Origin of the sequence: Bradyrhizobium sp. SK17, from assembly GCF_002831585.1 — a bacterium.
In the GTDB taxonomy this organism is placed as follows: Bacteria; Pseudomonadota; Alphaproteobacteria; order Rhizobiales; family Xanthobacteraceae; genus Bradyrhizobium.
Window position 1 is genome coordinate 5921221 of sequence record NZ_CP025113.1, and the last position, 15456, is coordinate 5936676.

Sequence of the window (15456 nt, forward strand, 5' to 3'; positions counted from 1 at the left end):
CATGACGAAGCTGAAGCTCGGCCCAATCGCCGACGATAAGCCGGTGAAGGTCACGCTGGAGCTGCCAGCTAGCCTTCATCGCGACCTTGCGGCATATGCCGAAATTCTCGGCCGTGAGACCAATCATCCCCCGGCCGACCCCTTGCGATTGATCGTGCCCATGTTGCAACGCTTTATCGAAACGGATCGAGGTTTCGCAAAGACGCGACGGTTTATTGGACCCTCGAAGGTCGATAGCTGATTCTTTGGCCGGGTTGCGGCGAACGAACAAACACTCGCTGCGCCGCTAACGTGCGAGAGCACCAACGATATGCAGCCCTAGCGCCACAAGCGATAGCCACAATGCTTCGTCCCAATGGTTGAATCCGTCCCTCTGAAAAAAGCGTTCCTTGAGCATCAGCGCGAAGGCCACGCAACACGCGGAATAAAGGCCGATCCAGAAGGAGACGGCCGTGAGATAGCCGGCCTTGCCGTATGTACCGATTACGGCCGAAATCGCGAGTTTCGTGCAGAAGCGACGGATCGCCAAGCGCGATTCGGCATTGAGGCGGGACGGCATGATTCGGTCGGTCGATCTCGATCATTTTTTCTGTGTCTATCGACTTCCGAATAAAGACCGCATCAAATTTACGCCGCAGCGAGGGGGCGCGCTTCGGTAGGTCGGTGAAGCGATCACTACAAGGTTCTTACAGGACGCCCCCAAACATTGCGCCACCCTAACACCGGCCATGTTAACCGTCCGCCCATGCGGCTCGAGGACGGTCTTGGTCGTTGGCTCAGCGTGCTACGCGATCCCGATGAACGCTCGCGTAAACATTTACGGCTGTTCGGAGGTCAGGTCGGCTTCATCGTTCTATTTTGCTCTCCTACACTGGTCATTGACCAGCACCGACCGTTACTCTTCGTATCGCTAATCCATCTCATGTTCGGGTTTTCGGCGGCGCTCGTATTCGGCGTCGCGCTCTGGAAACGCAATCCAATTCCTCCCGCCCGCCTGTGCGTCTGGGATCACGGCGTCGCCATGCTCCTTTTAATGCTGATCAGTTCGGTCGTGCTTAGGGTAATGGCGTAAATGCACATGCAGTCACAGCCGATGTCGCACATCAGATCTGGCGACGTCAGCCTTGAGCTTCGCCCTGCTCGATCCCCGACCAACAGGACGATAGCGTCCGCATCCGCGGTTGATCCCATCGTCGCTTTGCAAAGCGGAGCGCTCGAGGACGAGCGCGTCGTGCGCCAGTGGCCGCAGGTGGCCCTGGACGGCTATGGAGCGATCGCGGTTATCGCCTCTGACGCAGCTAGCCGGCGCTATATCACACGCATTCTACAACGTGCTGGATGCATGGCGACCGGCTTCACCGAACCACAGGCGGTGTTGGACCCGCTCGCCGAACGCGAATACGATGTCGCTGTGGTGTCGGGCGACCCAGCGGAGCTGCCATGGTGCGCTTCCCTCCTTGGGGTGCGTCCCGATCTGGCCATGCTGTTCGCTTTTCAGAGCGGCAATTCAGACACCATTGCCAAGGCGATCGACTCTGGGATCGATTGTCTCGAAGCGCCCTTCCTGGAATCGGACCTGATCGCGCGTTCCGGACTGCTGTTCCGCTCCGTCTGGCGGCAGCGTGGCCTAATTATCCCAGGCGGCGAAGCCGCTGTCCGTCTCCACCTTTACCGGCCTCGCGTTCAAGTGAGGGGCCGTGAGATCGCGCTGACACCGGTTGAATACCGGACGCTCTGGGCCTTGGCGCAAAGCCGCGGCGGCGTTTCGCGTTTCTGCGATCTGGAGAAAAGCGTTTGGGGGACTTCCTCCAATGCGCGTCGCGTTGCGCTACGGCAAGTCATCCAGGGTCTCCGGCGCAAGCTGAACGAGCGTTCTGACGATCAGCGTCTCTTGAAGACCGAGCGGTGCGTCGGATACCGCCTGCTCAGCACATAGGCCCCCCGTCAATGCGAGGGGCCGGCGCCGCCCTCCGTGACTGAACGAGCTTTGTTACGGTCACTCCCCTCAGCCGTCTGCGGGGGTCGAGATGCGTTCCGCGATGCAGTTACCAATACCGCTCAGGATCGCGGAACCCAATCGTCGGGTCGATCGGCGGCTTGGCCTCGGCCAACCCGCAAAGCCATGCGGCGGCCATCAGCGCGCCGACTACGACGAAGAAGACAAGAATGCCTAGCTAGGTCCCCGATCGCTTCCGTAAAGAACCTTTAGCGCTGTCTCGCCGAGCGCAGCGTCAGCTTTGGTCGCCGTTGATTATCCGTTTGACGGACGGTCGCCACCTTGCGGCCGATCAGCAGCAGTTGATTGGCGTTGTCGTTGTATTCGCGACTCGCTGAGAGGTGCTTCTCCATTTTGGCAAGCTCCAGCGCGAGCGCCTGGGGAAGGTCTTGGCCAGGTGGATTCCACCGAGGGTCTGCTGCGAAGCGCCCATGAAAGAAATCTAATCCTTCAAGCGCCTCGATCTCGAAGATGCCCTTGAAGAGGGAAGCCAGTTCGTCGGTCGAGAAGAGGTGGAAGCTGAATGCCACGCGGCAGCCGTCAGCCAGCTCCACCTCGCACCAATTCCGCCGCTGGTCGTGGCGAAGCCGGCGCACGTCGCTGATTGCGGCGACAAGTCCGGACGCCATGCTCCCGACCGGCCGGACGGTCGTGATGAAACTGCCGCGGGTGACGCGCCCGAGTTCCCTTGCGACCGACGGGAGCTCCGCGAGAGGGATGTGGCTGAGCACGCTGTAGAGGCACAGCGTAAGGTCGACGCTGTTGTCCGCCTCGGGAAGGGGATGCGTGAGGTCGCCGACCGTGAATTCCAGCCTGACGCCGGGTAGAGACGAGAGGCCGCGGCAATTCACTCGGGCTTGCTGGATCTGCTCGGCGGAGACATCGAATCCGCGGGCCGAGATCTCGACGAAGCCCATTTCCCTGGCGTTGATCACCAGGCGCTTTAGCCATGTGCCGGGGCCGCACCCGGCGTCGAGAACGCTGAGGGAGGTTGTCCCTGACAGGCGTATCTCGCACAGCCTGGCCATGATGCATGTCCAGACCTGATGGTCCGCGTAGGCGTGCGGGCCGCTAAAGCGGAACAGATCCGACGTATCGCCGTCCGCATAGCTGCCATAGATGGCGCCGGACAGGTCATAGGCTTTAGCCACAGGCGACGTGCGAACTTCTTTGCTGATTGCGAGCATTTCAGGCCGCCTTCCGATAGGCGGGCGCTCTGCTCTTCGACGCATTGCTGCCATGGAAGCTGGCCTGCCGAAAAATGAGGGCGCTGGCTTGAGGAAGCTCGACGATCAGGTCAGGGCGACGCCCATTTTCGGAGAGCGCGAATTTTCGCGCCCATTCCCGATTGATGAAATAACCTGATCGGCTGCAGGACTGGTCTTGAACAACCCAATGGCCCAGATGATCGGGGGCCATGAAAAAAAGCTGCTGTGACCCGTCGTCAGGGTCATCGGACTCGTCGGAGGTCATACTCCATCTCCTTTGCTTGTGAGTGATCATGTGCGCCTCGCTGGGCGGCGCGGTGTTCTGCTCATGCCGCCCGCTCGCTCAGAAGAGGATGCCGGTCTCCACCAGGGCGCGGACCTGATCGCGCTGGTTAAAGTCGCGGCCGAAGCCGGATCCGGGTTGAAGGTGGCCAATCCCGGTGTAAGACAGCTCGCCACGCGCGAAGAACACGCCCTTCTGGTATGTCGGAGTAATGGTGAACGACCATGCGTCGCTCTTTGCGCCGTAGAGCAGGTTGGTCGGCGTGCAGTTGGCGTCCGCCCCGCACGTTCCGCCCGTTGTCTTCAGATACTCGGCGCGGGCGCCGAGCGACCATTCACTGTTTAGCGCGTATTTGACCAGCAGCGCGCCGCCATAGGTGTCGGCCGAGCGAATGATGCCGAGCTGATCATCACGCCCGACGTGGCTGTATTGCAGATAGGGGGTGAGCGTCAGCGGACCGCTGGTGTAAGTGTAGATGAGATTGAAGATACTGCTGTTGTTCTGAGCGAGGGGCGTCGCCACTGACGACTTGTCGCTCCGCGATAGGCTGCCGGCGCCGACGAAGCTGATCGAGTTCGACGCGTCGATCGCATAGCCCAACATGCCCGAAAGCCAGTTGAGCTTGCCGGAAAAATAGCCGTCGTTGAGCGAGACCGCCGCGGAGAGCGGCCCCCGCGCATAATTGATCTGCACGCCGCGGCTGATGGCCGGCTCCTGATTCCAAAGGAGGCCGCGTTCGATGTTGACGTTCTGAAAGGTGAAGGTCGATTCCGCTCCCACCATTGTCGGCAGCAAACCAGCCATGACCGTCAGCTCCGGCGTGATCACCCCCTTCGCGTAGGCGACCGGAACAGGACCAAACAACTGGTCCGTCGCCTTGGTCGCTTGCAGATAGGACGAGCCCAGCGACGGCAAGGAATATGCCCCCGCCTGAATGTAAAACTGCAAAGGCCCCTGAGTCGTCTGGATCTCGATCTGTCCGTTACTCAGATCGACGAACCCATCCTGATTGCCGATCCCGCCGGCATGGCTTGCGTGAGTCTGAAGGCCGCCGATCCCGCTCACCTGGCCGGAGATGGCGACCGATCCGAACGGACCGGCGTCGACCGTGAGGGGGTGGGGGTTTGGGGCGAGCGGCCCGGAGAAGCTAGGACTGGGAAGCGGGTCCGCGTTAGCGACGCCGGCCCAAGAAACGGCACCGCAACTGCCCAGCAAGAGGAGCACCCACAAGGCTGGACCGCCGAGGCGGCGACATCCGGAATGTCGAGCAGCACACAGAACAGGCGATGGGTGTGATAGCGGGCTTATCATTAGGTGCATTCCCTTTGCGTGAAGGTCAATGCACGCAAGAAGTAAGAGGAAGGGCGTAAAATCGGCACCTTATCTTCCACTTATTCGTAAGTACCGTATAAGGACGCCGCCCTCCCCTACGCGGAGAACGTAGATTTCGCTGAGTCTGCAATGAGCTGCGAAGTGCGGGAGTCTCCCGTTGCAAAGCCGTCGCGCACCTTGGCCAAGGTGTTGGCCACGCTTAAGAAGCGCCGGAAAGCAGGATTATCATTCTCATCCGACCATATCCCGCAGAACGGAATGAAGCATCCAGTCAGGGGACGATACTCAACGCCGGCAAATCGCGCTTCTACAACGGAGTCGCTCGCCAAGGTAATGCCGCGTCCACAAGCGACGAGCTGCATCAAGGTTTGACGAGACACGCTGTCACGCAGAATGTCGGGGCGGTGGCCAAGCGCGGAGAGATTGCGAAAAAGGAAGCTTTCTATATCCCTCCCCGGCGCAACTTCAGTCACTATGAAGCGCCTATAACGTATGTCATCGAAAGAGATTTCCGATTGACGTGCAAGGGGGTCCCCTTGTGCCACAACAACGTATACCTGTTCCGTCCAGAAGCGAACGGAATTGAAGCCTGCGACTTCAAGGGGCTCAGTCACGAATGCAATATCAAGCTCATGACGACGTATCGCCGGGATGAGTTCGATATGGTCGCCCTCGACGAACTCGAGTTGAACCTCGCTGTGATGCTTACCGAATCGGGCAATCAGCTCCGCAACGAAGCCGGTAGCCAAAGAAGAAAAAAGGCCAATCCGGATAACGCCGCTTCCCCCGCGCCCGATCGCGCCAACCTCTCGGATAGCATACTCAATTTGCGTCAGCGCACATTCCGCCCTCCGGACGAAATTCTCTCCGGCCTGCGTAAGAAGAACGCCCGAGCGCCGCCGGATGAAAAGACTGGAACCGAGCGCGTCTTCTAAATCCCGAATTTTCCGGCTGATCGTCGACTCCCGCACGCCGAGCTTGCTAGAAGCTCTTCTCAAACTCCCTTCCTCGGCGGCCGTCACGACAAAGCGAAGCTGCCGAACCTCGACGTTGCATTTCCGCATAGATCCGATCAGTTTGCCGAGCGGCTTAGATTGAGATGGCCGCGTCGAAGCCGCGGTTCATTTCGGCCTTGCCCGAGATTGTCGTGTGATATGTAGTGGCATAAACGTATAACTGCGTCGTAGGCGATCGCGTATAAGTCCGGTGCAGCGTTTTTTCCGCTAGCATAAAAACGGCGCAAAATTCCGTACCTCTAGGAAATTGCCCTCCGTCGGCTGTTGGCCGAGCGCGCCGCGACCGCAGTATTCGCGGTGAACCAGGTTTACCCCTGCTGCATTTTCTGATGTCTTTACACCGTCCTTACGTCTTGGCGTAAAAACTCAGCACCACTCTGACATGCGGCGCTCTACATCCATCACAGCATTCCAAGCTGAAAATGGAGCCAGCACGCATGCTCGACACTCTCCCATCACTTAAAGCCCGGCCGCCAGCGAAGCGATTGGCAGCCCACTCGCCCTCGCTGATCAGCGCTCCGCGCTTTCTCATTCGCTCTCAATCCTATGGAGGTCAGCCATGGCCGCTGCCGCGATGACCTGGCTCGCCGGTCTCTGCGCCGCCGGCCTCACGATTTACCTGTTCTATGCTCTCGTGAAGCCAGAGCGCTTCTGAGGCTGGCAATCGCAACATTAAAACTCGGTGACAACTATGGGCGACCTCATTTTCGTAGCTGTGACGCTTGTTTTCTTCGCAACCACGGCAGGGTTCATCATCGCCCTGGATCGGATTTGAGGGGGCGCTCGTCATGACTGAAGACATCACACAGTTTGTAATCATACTCGCGATCATGACTGGACTGGTCGTGGTCCTCGGCAAGTGGATGACGCACATGTTCACGAGCCCCGCCGACAACATTGTCGAACGTGGCACCTATCGCATTCTCGGCGTCGATCCGGCGGAGAAGATGTCCTGGAAACGCTATGGCATGGTGCTGCTGCTCAGCAACGCCGCCATGATGTTGCTCGGCTATCTCGTCCTTCGCCTGCAACAATATCTGCCGGGCGACACGCTCGGGCGCGCGTCGCAGACGCCGGATCTGGCCTTCAACACCGCCGCATCCTTCATCACCAACACCAACTGGCAGTCCTATTCGGGCGAATCCAGTCTTTCGAACTTCTCGCAGATGGCGGTCATCACCTTCCTGATGACGGTCAGCGCGGCGACAGGCGTGGCCGCGGCAGGCGGCTTCATCCGCGGGCTCAGCCGCAAGACCTCGGCGGACATCGGCAACTACTGGGTCGACTTCACCCGCGTCGTCTACCGCCTGTTCCTGCCGCTCTGCTTCGTCATGGCGCTGGTCTACGTCTGGCAGGGAATGCCGCAGACGCTGATGTCGGACACGATCGTCACGACGCTCGAAGGCATGAAGCAGCAGCTCATCATCGGGCCGGTCGCCAGCCTTGAATCGATCAAGCACATCGGGACCAACGGTGGCGGCTTCTTCGGCATGAACGCCGCCCACCCATTCGAGAACCCGACCCCGCTTACCAACACGCTGCACATCCTCAGCATGCTGCTGATCCCCTCGGCGCTGACCTACACGTTCGGTGCGATGATCCTGCGCCGCAAGCAGGGCTGGGCCTTCTTCGCGGCCTTCCTGATCATGTTCGTCGCCTTCCTTGCGCTGATCTACAGCGCTGAACGTGCCGGCAATCCGCTGCTCGCCACGCTCGGCGCCGACCAGGCCCAAACCGAGATCCTCGGCGGCGGCAACATGGAGGGCAAGGAGCTTCGCTTCGGCATCGCTCAGACCAGCCTGTTCGCCACGACCACCACCGCGGCGACGACCGGTTCGGTCGACGCGATGCATTCCTCGCTGACCCCGCTGGGCGGCCTGGTGCCGATCGCACAGATGATGCTGAACAACGTGTTCGGCGGCGATGGCGTCGGTCTCATCAACCTCGTCACCTACGCGATCCTGACCGTGTTCCTTGTCGGCATGATGATCGGTCGCACGCCCGAGTTCCTCGGCAAGAAGGTCGAAGCGCGGGAGATGAAATATGTGATGCTCGCGGTACTGGCGCATCCGTTCAGCATCCTGGGCTTCACGGCGCTCGCCTGCCTGATGCCTTCGACCCTCGATAGCCTGGCCAACACAGGGCCGCACGGCTTCAGCGAGGTGCTCTATGCCTACACCTCCGGCACGGCCAACAATGGCTCGGCCTTCGCCGGCCTCAACGCCAACACGCCGTTCTTCAACACGACGATCGGTCTCGCCATGCTGGTCGGGCGATATCTCACTCTGCTGCCGATGCTGGCGGTCGCCGGCGTGATGGCCGCCAAGAAAACCGTGCCGGCTGGCCCGGGCACTCTGTCGACGGCGACGCCGCTGTTCACCGGGCTGCTTGTCTTCGTGATCATCGTCGTCGGCGGCCTGACCTTCCTGCCGGCGCTCGCCCTCGGCCCCATCGTCGAGCATCTGCTGATGCTCGCGGGCACGACCTTCTAAGGACAGATCCCATGCGAGAGATATCCAAAACCACCAATACGCATGCGTCGGCCGGCCCTCTTCTGGGCGGCCTCACGCGCCCGGTCCTCGTCTCCGCCGTGTTCTTCATGGCGGTCACCGGGATCGCCTATCCGCTGGCGACGACCGGCGTCGCGACGCTGTTCTTCCCCGCACAGTCGCGAGGAAGCATCGTGACGGCCGACGGCAAGGACGTGGGCTCCCGGGTCATCGGCCAATATTTCACCCGGCCGGACTATTTCCATGGCCGGCCCAGCACGACCTCCGGAACAGATCCCAACGATCCGTCCAAAACGGTCGACCAGCCCTATAACGCCGCCGCCAGCGGCGCGAGCAATCAAGGCGCGATCAGCAAGAAGCTGATCGAGGCAGTGACGGAACGGACCGCGGCCTATCGTGAAGAGAATGGCCTTGCCGCCAACGCGCCCGTGCCAATCGATGCTGTCACCGCGTCTGGATCGGGCCTCGATCCGCATATCTCGCTCGCCAATGCGCGATTGCAGGTTGCCCGAGTCGCCAAGGCGCGGGGCCTGTCCCCCGACAAAGTGATGGAGCTCGTCGACCAGAATACGAGCGGTCGCCAACTCGGCGTCCTCGGCGATCCCAGAATCAATGTTCTCGAACTCAATCTCGCGCTGGATGCGGCGGCCCCCGCCCGTCCGGCCGCGCAATAAGAAAGCGGTGCCATCATGACACAGTTTGATGCAGCCGCGCCTCACAGCGCAGCGATCGGCACCGGACCCAAGCCGATCAATTGGGCGTCGGTAATCGGCCAGGCGTTCAGCAAGCTCTCCCCGCGGGTGCAGCTGAAGAACCCGGTGATGTTCGTCGTCTATCTCGGCAGCATCGTCACGACGCTGCTCTGGATCCAGGCGCTGCGCGGACAGGGCGAAGCCTCGGCCGCGTTCATTTTCGCCATCGCGATCTGGCTCTGGTTCACGGTGCTCTTCGCCAATGCGGCCGAGGCCCTGGCCGAGGGCCGCGGCAAGGCGCAAGCTGATGCGCTACGGGCCACGCGCCAACGGGTGATCGCCCGGATGCTCAAGGAGCCCACCCGTGAGAGCGAATCCTGGCCGCAGCCGAGTGATGAACTCGACGTTGGCGCCTACGTCCTGGTCGAGGCCGGAGAGATCATTCCCGCCGATGGCGAGGTCATACAAGGCGCGGCGTCGGTCGACGAGTCCGCGATTACCGGCGAATCCGCGCCCGTCATCCGGGAATCGGGCGGCGACTTCTGCTCCGTCACCGGCGGCACGCGCGTTCTTTCCGACTGGATCATCGTGCGGGTGACCGCGCGGCCCGGCGAGGCCTTTCTCGACCGCATGATCGCGATGGTGGAAGGCGCCCAGCGCGGCAAGACCCCGAACGAGGTCGCGCTCACCATCCTGCTGGTCGCGCTCACCCTGATCTTCCTTCTCGTATGCGTGACCTTGATGCCGTTCTCGAGCTTCGGCACCATCATGAACGGGTCCGGATCGGTCGTGACGATCACGGTTCTGATCGCGCTTCTGGTGTGCCTGATCCCGACGACGATCGGCGCCCTGCTCTCGGCGATCGGCATCGCGGGAATGAGCCGGATGATGAAGGCCAATGTGCTCGCCACGTCCGGCCGCGCCATCGAAGCCGCCGGCGACGTTGACGTGTTGCTCCTCGACAAGACAGGCACGATCACACTCGGAAACCGCGAAGCGACCAAATTCCTTCCGGCGCCTCAGGTGACGGAGCGGGCGCTTGCCGACGCGGCCCAGCTTGCATCACTCGCGGATGAAACGCCCGAGGGCCGCTCGATCGTGGTGCTGGCGAAGAACGCCTTCGCGCTTCGCGGCCGCGAGCTGCACGGCGCGGAAGCGCTCCCCTTCAGCGCCCATACCCGCATGAGCGGGATCAACATCGACGGCCGGCAGATCCGAAAGGGCGCCGCCAGCGCCATTCGCGCGCATGTCGAGGCGATGGGTGGCGTGTTCCCGCAGGAGGTCGCCAAGATCGTCGACGAGGTCTCCCGCCGTGGCAGCACGCCGCTGGTCGTCAGCGACGATGTCCGTGTCCTTGGCGTGGTCGAACTCAAGGACATCATCAAGGGCGGCATCAAGGAGCGTTTCGCCGAACTGCGCGGCATGGGCATCAAGACCGTGATGATCACGGGCGACAACAAGTTGACCGCGGCCGCGATCGCCGCCGAGGCCGGCGTCGATGACTATCTCGCCGAGGCGACGCCGGAGGACAAGCTGAGGCTGATCCGCGAGTACCAGGCCGAAGGCCGCCTCGTCGCCATGACCGGCGACGGCACCAACGACGCGCCGGCGCTGGCCCAGGCCGACGTTGCGGTGGCGATGAACAGCGGAACACAGGCCGCCAAGGAGGCCGGCAACATGGTCGACCTCGACAGCAACCCGACCAAGCTGTTGCGCGTCGTCGAGGTGGGCAAGCAGATGATCATGACCCGCGGCGCGCTGACCACGTTCAGCGTCGCCAACGATCTGGCCAAATACTTCGCCATCATCCCCGCCGCCTTCGTCGCGACCTATCCGCCCCTGGCCGTGCTCAATGTCATGGGGCTTCACAGCCCGGCTTCGGCGATCCTGTCGGCAGTGATCTTCAACGCCTTGATCATCGTCGTCCTGATCCCGCTTGCCTTGCGCGGCGTCAAGTATCGGGCCGAACCGGCCGACCGGCTGCTCAGCCGCAACCTGCTGATCTATGGTTTGGGCGGGATCATCGTGCCGTTTATCGGTATAAAGCTGATCGACGTCGTGCTGACCCCCTTCTTCTGATGAGGATCGGGAAGCCGAACAAGGCGAAAGCCGAAGGTTATTGACGACCATGAAAGATCAGCGACCCGATCCCGACGCACTTCTGGAGGTCGCGACGGATGAAAGCCATCGCTCCAAACGCGGACAACTGAAGATTTTCTTCGGCGCCTGCGCAGGGGTCGGCAAGACCTTCGCGATGCTCAACGCCGCCCGCCAACTCCAGGCGGACGGGGTGCCCGTCGGGATCGGGATCGTTGAGACCCATGGCCGCAAAGACACCGAAGAGCTGATCCAGGGTCTTCCGGTGCTGCCGCGCAAGACGATGAGCGGCAACGGCAAGCCCACGACCGAGTTCGACCTCGATGGTGCGCTCTCATCAGGGTACAAGCTGCTGGTTGTTGACGAACTGGCCCACACCAACGTCGCAGGCAGTCGCCATGCCAAACGCTGGCAAGACGTCGAGGAACTGCTCGACGCCGGCATCGACGTCTTCACCGCCCTCAACGTCCAGCACCTGGACAGTCTCAACGATATCGTCGGCGGCATCATTGGCATCCGCGTTCGCGAGACGGTCCCCGACCGTATCTTCGACGCTGCAACCGACGTCGTCCTGGTCGATCTGCCCCCGGACGATCTCCTCGCGCGCATGAACGCGGGCAAGGTGTACCTGCCGGTTTCGATCGAGCGGGCCCGACAGAATTTCTTCCGGCGCGGCAACCTGATTGCGCTGCGCGAGCTTGCGCTGCGGCGCGTCGCCGACCGGGTCAATTCGGACGTGCGAACCTACCGGGTGTCGCATGCCATCCGCACCGTATGGCCCACCCAGGACCTGCTCATGGTGTGTGTCAGGGCCGACCGCTCGCAGGAAAAGCTTGTCCGCGAGGGCACCCGCCTCGCCCAGCGTCTGCAAGCCAAATGGATCGTCGTCCACGTCGACCAGCCCTATCGCGGCGATGACGCCCAAGCGCGTGGTTCGCTTCTGGAGATCGCCGCCGCGGCCCAGGCGGCCGGCGCCGAATTCGCCAACATCCCCGGCCAGGATGTCGCCGAAACCCTGCTGGATTATGCACGCAAGCGCAATGCCACCAAGCTCATCCTCGGCAATCCCGCCGGTCGACAATTCATCCCGTTCAAGCCGCGCCTTCAGGAGCGTATTGCGCGCGCCAATCCGGAAGTCGGCCTGATCATCCTGAGTGTCGACGCCGCCCCTGAAGCGCACCAGTCCACAATGGCTGATGAACCGCAGGGCTACGCACGCGCCCTCGCGATCGCAACCCTGGCCTGCGGCGTGACGACAGCGGCGGCCGCCTGGCTGTTGCGCGTTTTCGACCTCTCCAACATCGTCATGCTCTTCCTCATGACCGTTGTGTTCGTCGCCATGCGGCTGGGGCGCCTCGCCGGCGCCTGGGCGGCACTGTTGTGCGTCGCCTGCTTCGACTTCTTCTTCGTCGAACCGCGGCTGTCCTTCGCCGTCACCGACACGCAATATGTCTTTACCTTCGCCCTGATGCTGGTGGTCGCGCTTGTCATCAGCCAGCTCGCCGCACGCATGCGCTCGGAGGCACGGTTTGCCCGCGCCGGCGAACGTCGCGCCTCGGCGCTCGCGCGCGTCGCGCGCGAGCTTTCGAGTGCGATCAAGGTCGAACAGGTGATCACGGTATGCCGGGACGCAATCTCGCCCCTGTTCGGCGCACGCATCATTCTCCTGGTGCCGGACGATAGAGACCGCCTTTTACCGATGCAGGACGCCGCCCTCGTGGATTTGTCGGTGGCGCAATGGGCGTTCGATCATTCCCAGGAGGCCGGGCGCGGCACCCAGACGCTGGCCGCCGCCGAGGCTCTCTACCTGCCGCTGAAGGCGTCGATGGCGACCAGGGGTGTGCTCTGCATTCTCCCGATCGACACGCCTCTATCAAGCAATCCCGACGATCGCCGGCTTCTCGACGCCTGCTGCTCGACCATCGGTCTTGCGCTCGAGCGCATTCACTTCGTCGAAGTGGCGCAAGATACCCTGGTGCGGATGGAAGGCGAAAAGCTCCGTAACGCCCTTCTGTCGGCGGTGTCTCACGATCTGAAGACACCATTGACCGCGATACGCGGCCTCGCCGAAACGCTTGAGCATGGGAAGGGGCTTCCCGAGGACGAAAGAAGCGATCTGGCCCGCTCGATCCGCGTCCAGGCCGACGAACTGAAACGCCTCGTCAGCAATCTTCTCGACCTGGCACGCATGCAAAGCCAGGGCGTGCGCCTCAACAAGGAATGGCATTCGTTGAGCGAGATCGTCGGAAGCGCCCTGGCGCAGTCTGCGTCTCTGCTGGCGCCAAGGTCGATCCGAACCAATCTTCCGCCCGAGCTCCCGCTCGTCGAAGTAGACGCCGCTCTCATCGAGCGGGTGCTGATCAATCTCTTCGACAATGCCGCCAAATATACGCCGACCTCGGCCGCTATCACGGTGCGCGCGGGGACATCGGGCGAGTCCATCTACCTCGTGGTCGAGGACGATGGACCGGGTTGGACGGCGGGTGACCCCGAAGCTCTCTTCGAGCCCTTCGTTCGCGGGCAGAAAGAGTCTGCGACTGCGGGCGTCGGGCTTGGCCTTGCGCTCTGCCGCAGCATTATCTTGGCGCATGGCGGCACCATCCGGGCGGAAGCGCGCAAGCCGCACGGCGCGACGTTCGAGATTCGGCTGCCGTTGGGCGCTCCGCCCGAGATTGAAAGCGAGATTGTTCATGATCAAGCCGCGCATCCTGATCGTTGAGGACGAAGCGGACATCCGCCGCTTCGTACGGATGGCGTTGGAAAAGGAAGGCATGAGCGTCTTCGAGACGGCCACCGCCGAGGATGCCCGGCTCAACGCGGGTAGCCGAAAACCCGACCTCATGATCGTGGACCTCGGCCTACCAGACGGCGACGGCAAGATGCTCATTCGAGACGTGCGAAGCTGGATCTCGGCGCCGATCATCGTCCTGTCGGCGCGGGACCGGGAAACCGAGAAAGTCGAGGCACTCGACGCCGGGGCCGACGATTATCTCGTCAAGCCGTTCGGCGTGCCGGAGCTTCTCGCCCGTGTCCGCGCCCAGCTACGCCGAACCAGCGCGGTATCGGATGGGGCCAAGGCTTCCGCTCTCGTTCGTTTCGGTCAGGTCGCCATCAACCTCGCGACACATGAGGTTACGCGAGACGGCAAGGCTGTGCATCTGACACCGAATGAGTTTCGCCTGCTGACGGCGCTGATCCGCGGGCATGGCAAGGTGCTGACGCATCGCCAATTGCTTTTGGATGTGTGGGGACCAGGCTACGCAGAACGCGCGCATTACATTCGCATCTACATGGCCCAGTTGCGGCAGAAGCTCGAGGACGATCCATCTCAGCCCGTTCACCTCATTACCGAACTGCAGGTCGGATATCGCCTCTCGGGTCTGGAGCTCGATTCGCCACAGAAATAGCTGCAAGAATACTGTTCATTGTGTACGCCAGGGGTCCAGACACAATCGGATCTGCTAAAAGTGCAAACCGCACGGATGACCACCTACTGCTTTGGGCCAGCAGTCTCGACGTCTTACGTGCTTGCTCTCCGATAGACAGCCAGGGATCCCGACAAGGTTAGGAGGGCAGCACCGCACATCCGATCCAGCCAAAGAGCACCGGTCCCCTTCAAAAAACGTATCGCCCGCGAGCCGAGGACAGCATAGGCCAGCATGATCAGGAAATCGAGGAAGGCGAAGATCAGTGCCAAAATGACGTATTGTGGCACCTGAGATGAGGTCGGGGCGATGAACTGAGGCAGGAATGCAGAGAAGAACAGGTAACCCTTCGGATTAGTGATCGCCACAAGAAGGCTCTTGAGGAACAGCGAACGCGGGGTTCCCGATCCACTAACTGCTGCCGCTTGGAGGGATGGGTCAAGTGTCCCTTTCGAGCGCAACAGTATGATCCCGAGATAGGTCAAATACCCGACCCCGAGCCACTTCACGAGGCCGAACCAAAACTCGGAGGCAGCGAGCAACGCACCAAGCCCTAGTGCGACAGCGCCGATCAGGATAAAGTCAGACAAGACTGCACCAGCCATCCCGTAGCATGCACGCGACACGCCGTGGCGCGAGCCGTTGGTCAATGCTAGCAAAACCGTGGGACCGGGCGTCGCAATGCCGATGAACGCGACCAGTGCGAAGGTGAGAAGCGTCAGGCCGTCCATGGTAGCTCCTTCTAAGTGATACCAGTTCTAACCATTCCATCATAATGTATGAGCTCGTCAACGGAATCCAGAATGACGAGTCGGTTCAATATTTTCAGGATCTGATCGCTCGTATGAAGTTGTGTGGCTGCAACGCGGTCGTCCTTGGCTGCACCGGAGTCCCGAT

General features: G+C 61.6%; 15 protein-coding genes. 9 read left to right on the top strand and 6 right to left on the bottom strand.

Going from position 1 to position 15456, the window contains the following annotated elements; all coding sequences use genetic code 11:
- Position 1: 1 nt before the first annotated feature.
- Positions 2 to 241, top strand: a complete 240-nt coding sequence (locus CWS35_RS27450) for a DUF2274 domain-containing protein (protein ID WP_100954852.1) — start codon at positions 2 to 4, stop codon at positions 239 to 241.
- A 45-nt stretch (positions 242 to 286) separates the two neighbouring features.
- Here CWS35_RS27450 and CWS35_RS27455 read toward each other — a convergent pair whose 3' ends face one another.
- Positions 287 to 559 carry a hypothetical protein gene (locus CWS35_RS27455; protein ID WP_100954853.1) on the bottom strand — a complete coding sequence of 91 codons (273 nt, stop codon included), beginning with the start codon at positions 557 to 559 and terminating at the stop codon, positions 287 to 289.
- 186 nt (positions 560 to 745) lie between these two features.
- Between CWS35_RS27455 and CWS35_RS27460 the strand changes: the two genes are divergently transcribed.
- Positions 746 to 1072 carry a hypothetical protein gene (locus CWS35_RS27460; RefSeq protein ID WP_100954854.1) on the top strand — a complete coding sequence of 109 codons (327 nt, stop codon included), beginning with the start codon at positions 746 to 748 and terminating at the stop codon, positions 1070 to 1072.
- Between the two features lie 6 nt (positions 1073 to 1078).
- Entirely contained in the window at positions 1079 to 1936 is an 858-nt protein-coding gene (locus CWS35_RS27465) for a winged helix-turn-helix domain-containing protein (protein ID WP_157817240.1), read from the top strand.
- Positions 1937 to 2205: 269 nt separating this feature from the next.
- On the opposite strand, the gene CWS35_RS27470 is transcribed toward CWS35_RS27465, so the two are convergent.
- The 4 genes from CWS35_RS27470 to CWS35_RS27480 form a co-directional block, all read right to left on the bottom strand.
- Positions 2206 to 3183 (bottom strand): class I SAM-dependent methyltransferase, encoded by a 978-nt coding sequence (locus CWS35_RS27470; RefSeq protein ID WP_157817241.1) that lies wholly within the window; start codon positions 3181 to 3183, stop codon positions 2206 to 2208.
- 1 nt (position 3184) lies between these two features.
- The gene (locus tag CWS35_RS39130; protein ID WP_157817242.1) at positions 3185 to 3469 is read right to left on the bottom strand and encodes a hypothetical protein; all 285 of its coding nucleotides are present in this window, start codon (positions 3467 to 3469) and stop codon (positions 3185 to 3187) included.
- A gap of 78 nt (positions 3470 to 3547) precedes the next feature.
- The gene (locus CWS35_RS27475) at positions 3548 to 4711 is read right to left on the bottom strand and encodes an outer membrane beta-barrel protein (RefSeq protein WP_245439095.1); all 1164 of its coding nucleotides are present in this window, start codon (positions 4709 to 4711) and stop codon (positions 3548 to 3550) included.
- A 203-nt stretch (positions 4712 to 4914) separates the two neighbouring features.
- Positions 4915 to 5883, bottom strand: coding sequence for a LysR family transcriptional regulator (locus tag CWS35_RS27480; protein ID WP_100954858.1), 969 nt, complete (start codon positions 5881 to 5883; stop codon positions 4915 to 4917).
- 511 nt (positions 5884 to 6394) lie between these two features.
- Here CWS35_RS27480 and kdpF point away from each other — a divergent pair.
- From kdpF to CWS35_RS27510, 6 genes are all read left to right on the top strand, one after another.
- Complete coding sequence (kdpF, locus tag CWS35_RS27485) at positions 6395 to 6490, top strand: K(+)-transporting ATPase subunit F (RefSeq protein ID WP_210202734.1); 96 nt, start codon at positions 6395 to 6397, stop codon at positions 6488 to 6490.
- Between the two features lie 133 nt (positions 6491 to 6623).
- A complete protein-coding gene (gene kdpA / locus CWS35_RS27490; protein WP_100954859.1) occupies positions 6624 to 8327 on the top strand; it encodes a potassium-transporting ATPase subunit KdpA in 1704 nt (567 codons plus the stop codon).
- Positions 8328 to 8338: 11 nt separating this feature from the next.
- Positions 8339 to 9019 carry a potassium-transporting ATPase subunit KdpC gene (kdpC, locus tag CWS35_RS27495; protein ID WP_100954860.1) on the top strand — a complete coding sequence of 227 codons (681 nt, stop codon included), beginning with the start codon at positions 8339 to 8341 and terminating at the stop codon, positions 9017 to 9019.
- A 15-nt stretch (positions 9020 to 9034) separates the two neighbouring features.
- Positions 9035 to 11116: a potassium-transporting ATPase subunit KdpB gene (gene kdpB / locus CWS35_RS27500; protein ID WP_100954861.1), complete on the top strand. Its 2082-nt coding sequence runs from the start codon at positions 9035 to 9037 to the stop codon at positions 11114 to 11116.
- A 49-nt stretch (positions 11117 to 11165) separates the two neighbouring features.
- Positions 11166 to 13853: a sensor histidine kinase KdpD gene (locus tag CWS35_RS27505; RefSeq protein ID WP_100954862.1), complete on the top strand. Its 2688-nt coding sequence runs from the start codon at positions 11166 to 11168 to the stop codon at positions 13851 to 13853.
- Positions 13825 to 14541 carry a response regulator gene (locus tag CWS35_RS27510; protein WP_100954863.1) on the top strand — a complete coding sequence of 239 codons (717 nt, stop codon included), beginning with the start codon at positions 13825 to 13827 and terminating at the stop codon, positions 14539 to 14541. The genes CWS35_RS27505 and CWS35_RS27510 overlap by 29 nt, the downstream gene beginning before the upstream one ends.
- Before the next feature lie 113 nt (positions 14542 to 14654).
- Here CWS35_RS27510 and CWS35_RS27515 read toward each other — a convergent pair whose 3' ends face one another.
- Positions 14655 to 15290, bottom strand: coding sequence for a LysE family translocator (locus tag CWS35_RS27515; RefSeq protein ID WP_100954864.1), 636 nt, complete (start codon positions 15288 to 15290; stop codon positions 14655 to 14657).
- Positions 15291 to 15456 lie beyond the last annotated feature (166 nt).

Bases quoted from the DNA above. Each gene is read 5' to 3' on its own strand.
- CWS35_RS27480 (WP_100954858.1), bottom strand. From the start codon at position 5,883: ATGCGGAAATGCAACGTCGAGGTTCGGCAGCTTCGCTTTGTCGTGACG.
- CWS35_RS27470 (WP_157817241.1), bottom strand. From the start codon at position 3,183: ATGCTCGCAATCAGCAAAGAAGTTCGCACGTCGCCTGTGGCTAAAGCC.
- CWS35_RS39130 (WP_157817242.1), bottom strand. From the start codon at position 3,469: ATGACCTCCGACGAGTCCGATGACCCTGACGACGGGTCACAGCAGCTT.
- CWS35_RS27510 (WP_100954863.1), top strand. From the start codon at position 13,825: ATGATCAAGCCGCGCATCCTGATCGTTGAGGACGAAGCGGACATCCGC.
- kdpA (WP_100954859.1), top strand. From the start codon at position 6,624: ATGACTGAAGACATCACACAGTTTGTAATCATACTCGCGATCATGACT.
- CWS35_RS27460 (WP_100954854.1), top strand. From the start codon at position 746: ATGCGGCTCGAGGACGGTCTTGGTCGTTGGCTCAGCGTGCTACGCGAT.
- CWS35_RS27465 (WP_157817240.1), top strand. From the start codon at position 1,079: ATGCAGTCACAGCCGATGTCGCACATCAGATCTGGCGACGTCAGCCTT.
- kdpF (WP_210202734.1), top strand. From the start codon at position 6,395: ATGGCCGCTGCCGCGATGACCTGGCTCGCCGGTCTCTGCGCCGCCGGC.
- CWS35_RS27505 (WP_100954862.1), top strand. From the start codon at position 11,166: ATGAAAGATCAGCGACCCGATCCCGACGCACTTCTGGAGGTCGCGACG.
- kdpB (WP_100954861.1), top strand. From the start codon at position 9,035: ATGACACAGTTTGATGCAGCCGCGCCTCACAGCGCAGCGATCGGCACC.
- CWS35_RS27450 (WP_100954852.1), top strand. From the start codon at position 2: ATGACGAAGCTGAAGCTCGGCCCAATCGCCGACGATAAGCCGGTGAAG.
- kdpC (WP_100954860.1), top strand. From the start codon at position 8,339: ATGCGAGAGATATCCAAAACCACCAATACGCATGCGTCGGCCGGCCCT.
- CWS35_RS27455 (WP_100954853.1), bottom strand. From the start codon at position 559: ATGCCGTCCCGCCTCAATGCCGAATCGCGCTTGGCGATCCGTCGCTTC.
- CWS35_RS27515 (WP_100954864.1), bottom strand. From the start codon at position 15,290: ATGGACGGCCTGACGCTTCTCACCTTCGCACTGGTCGCGTTCATCGGC.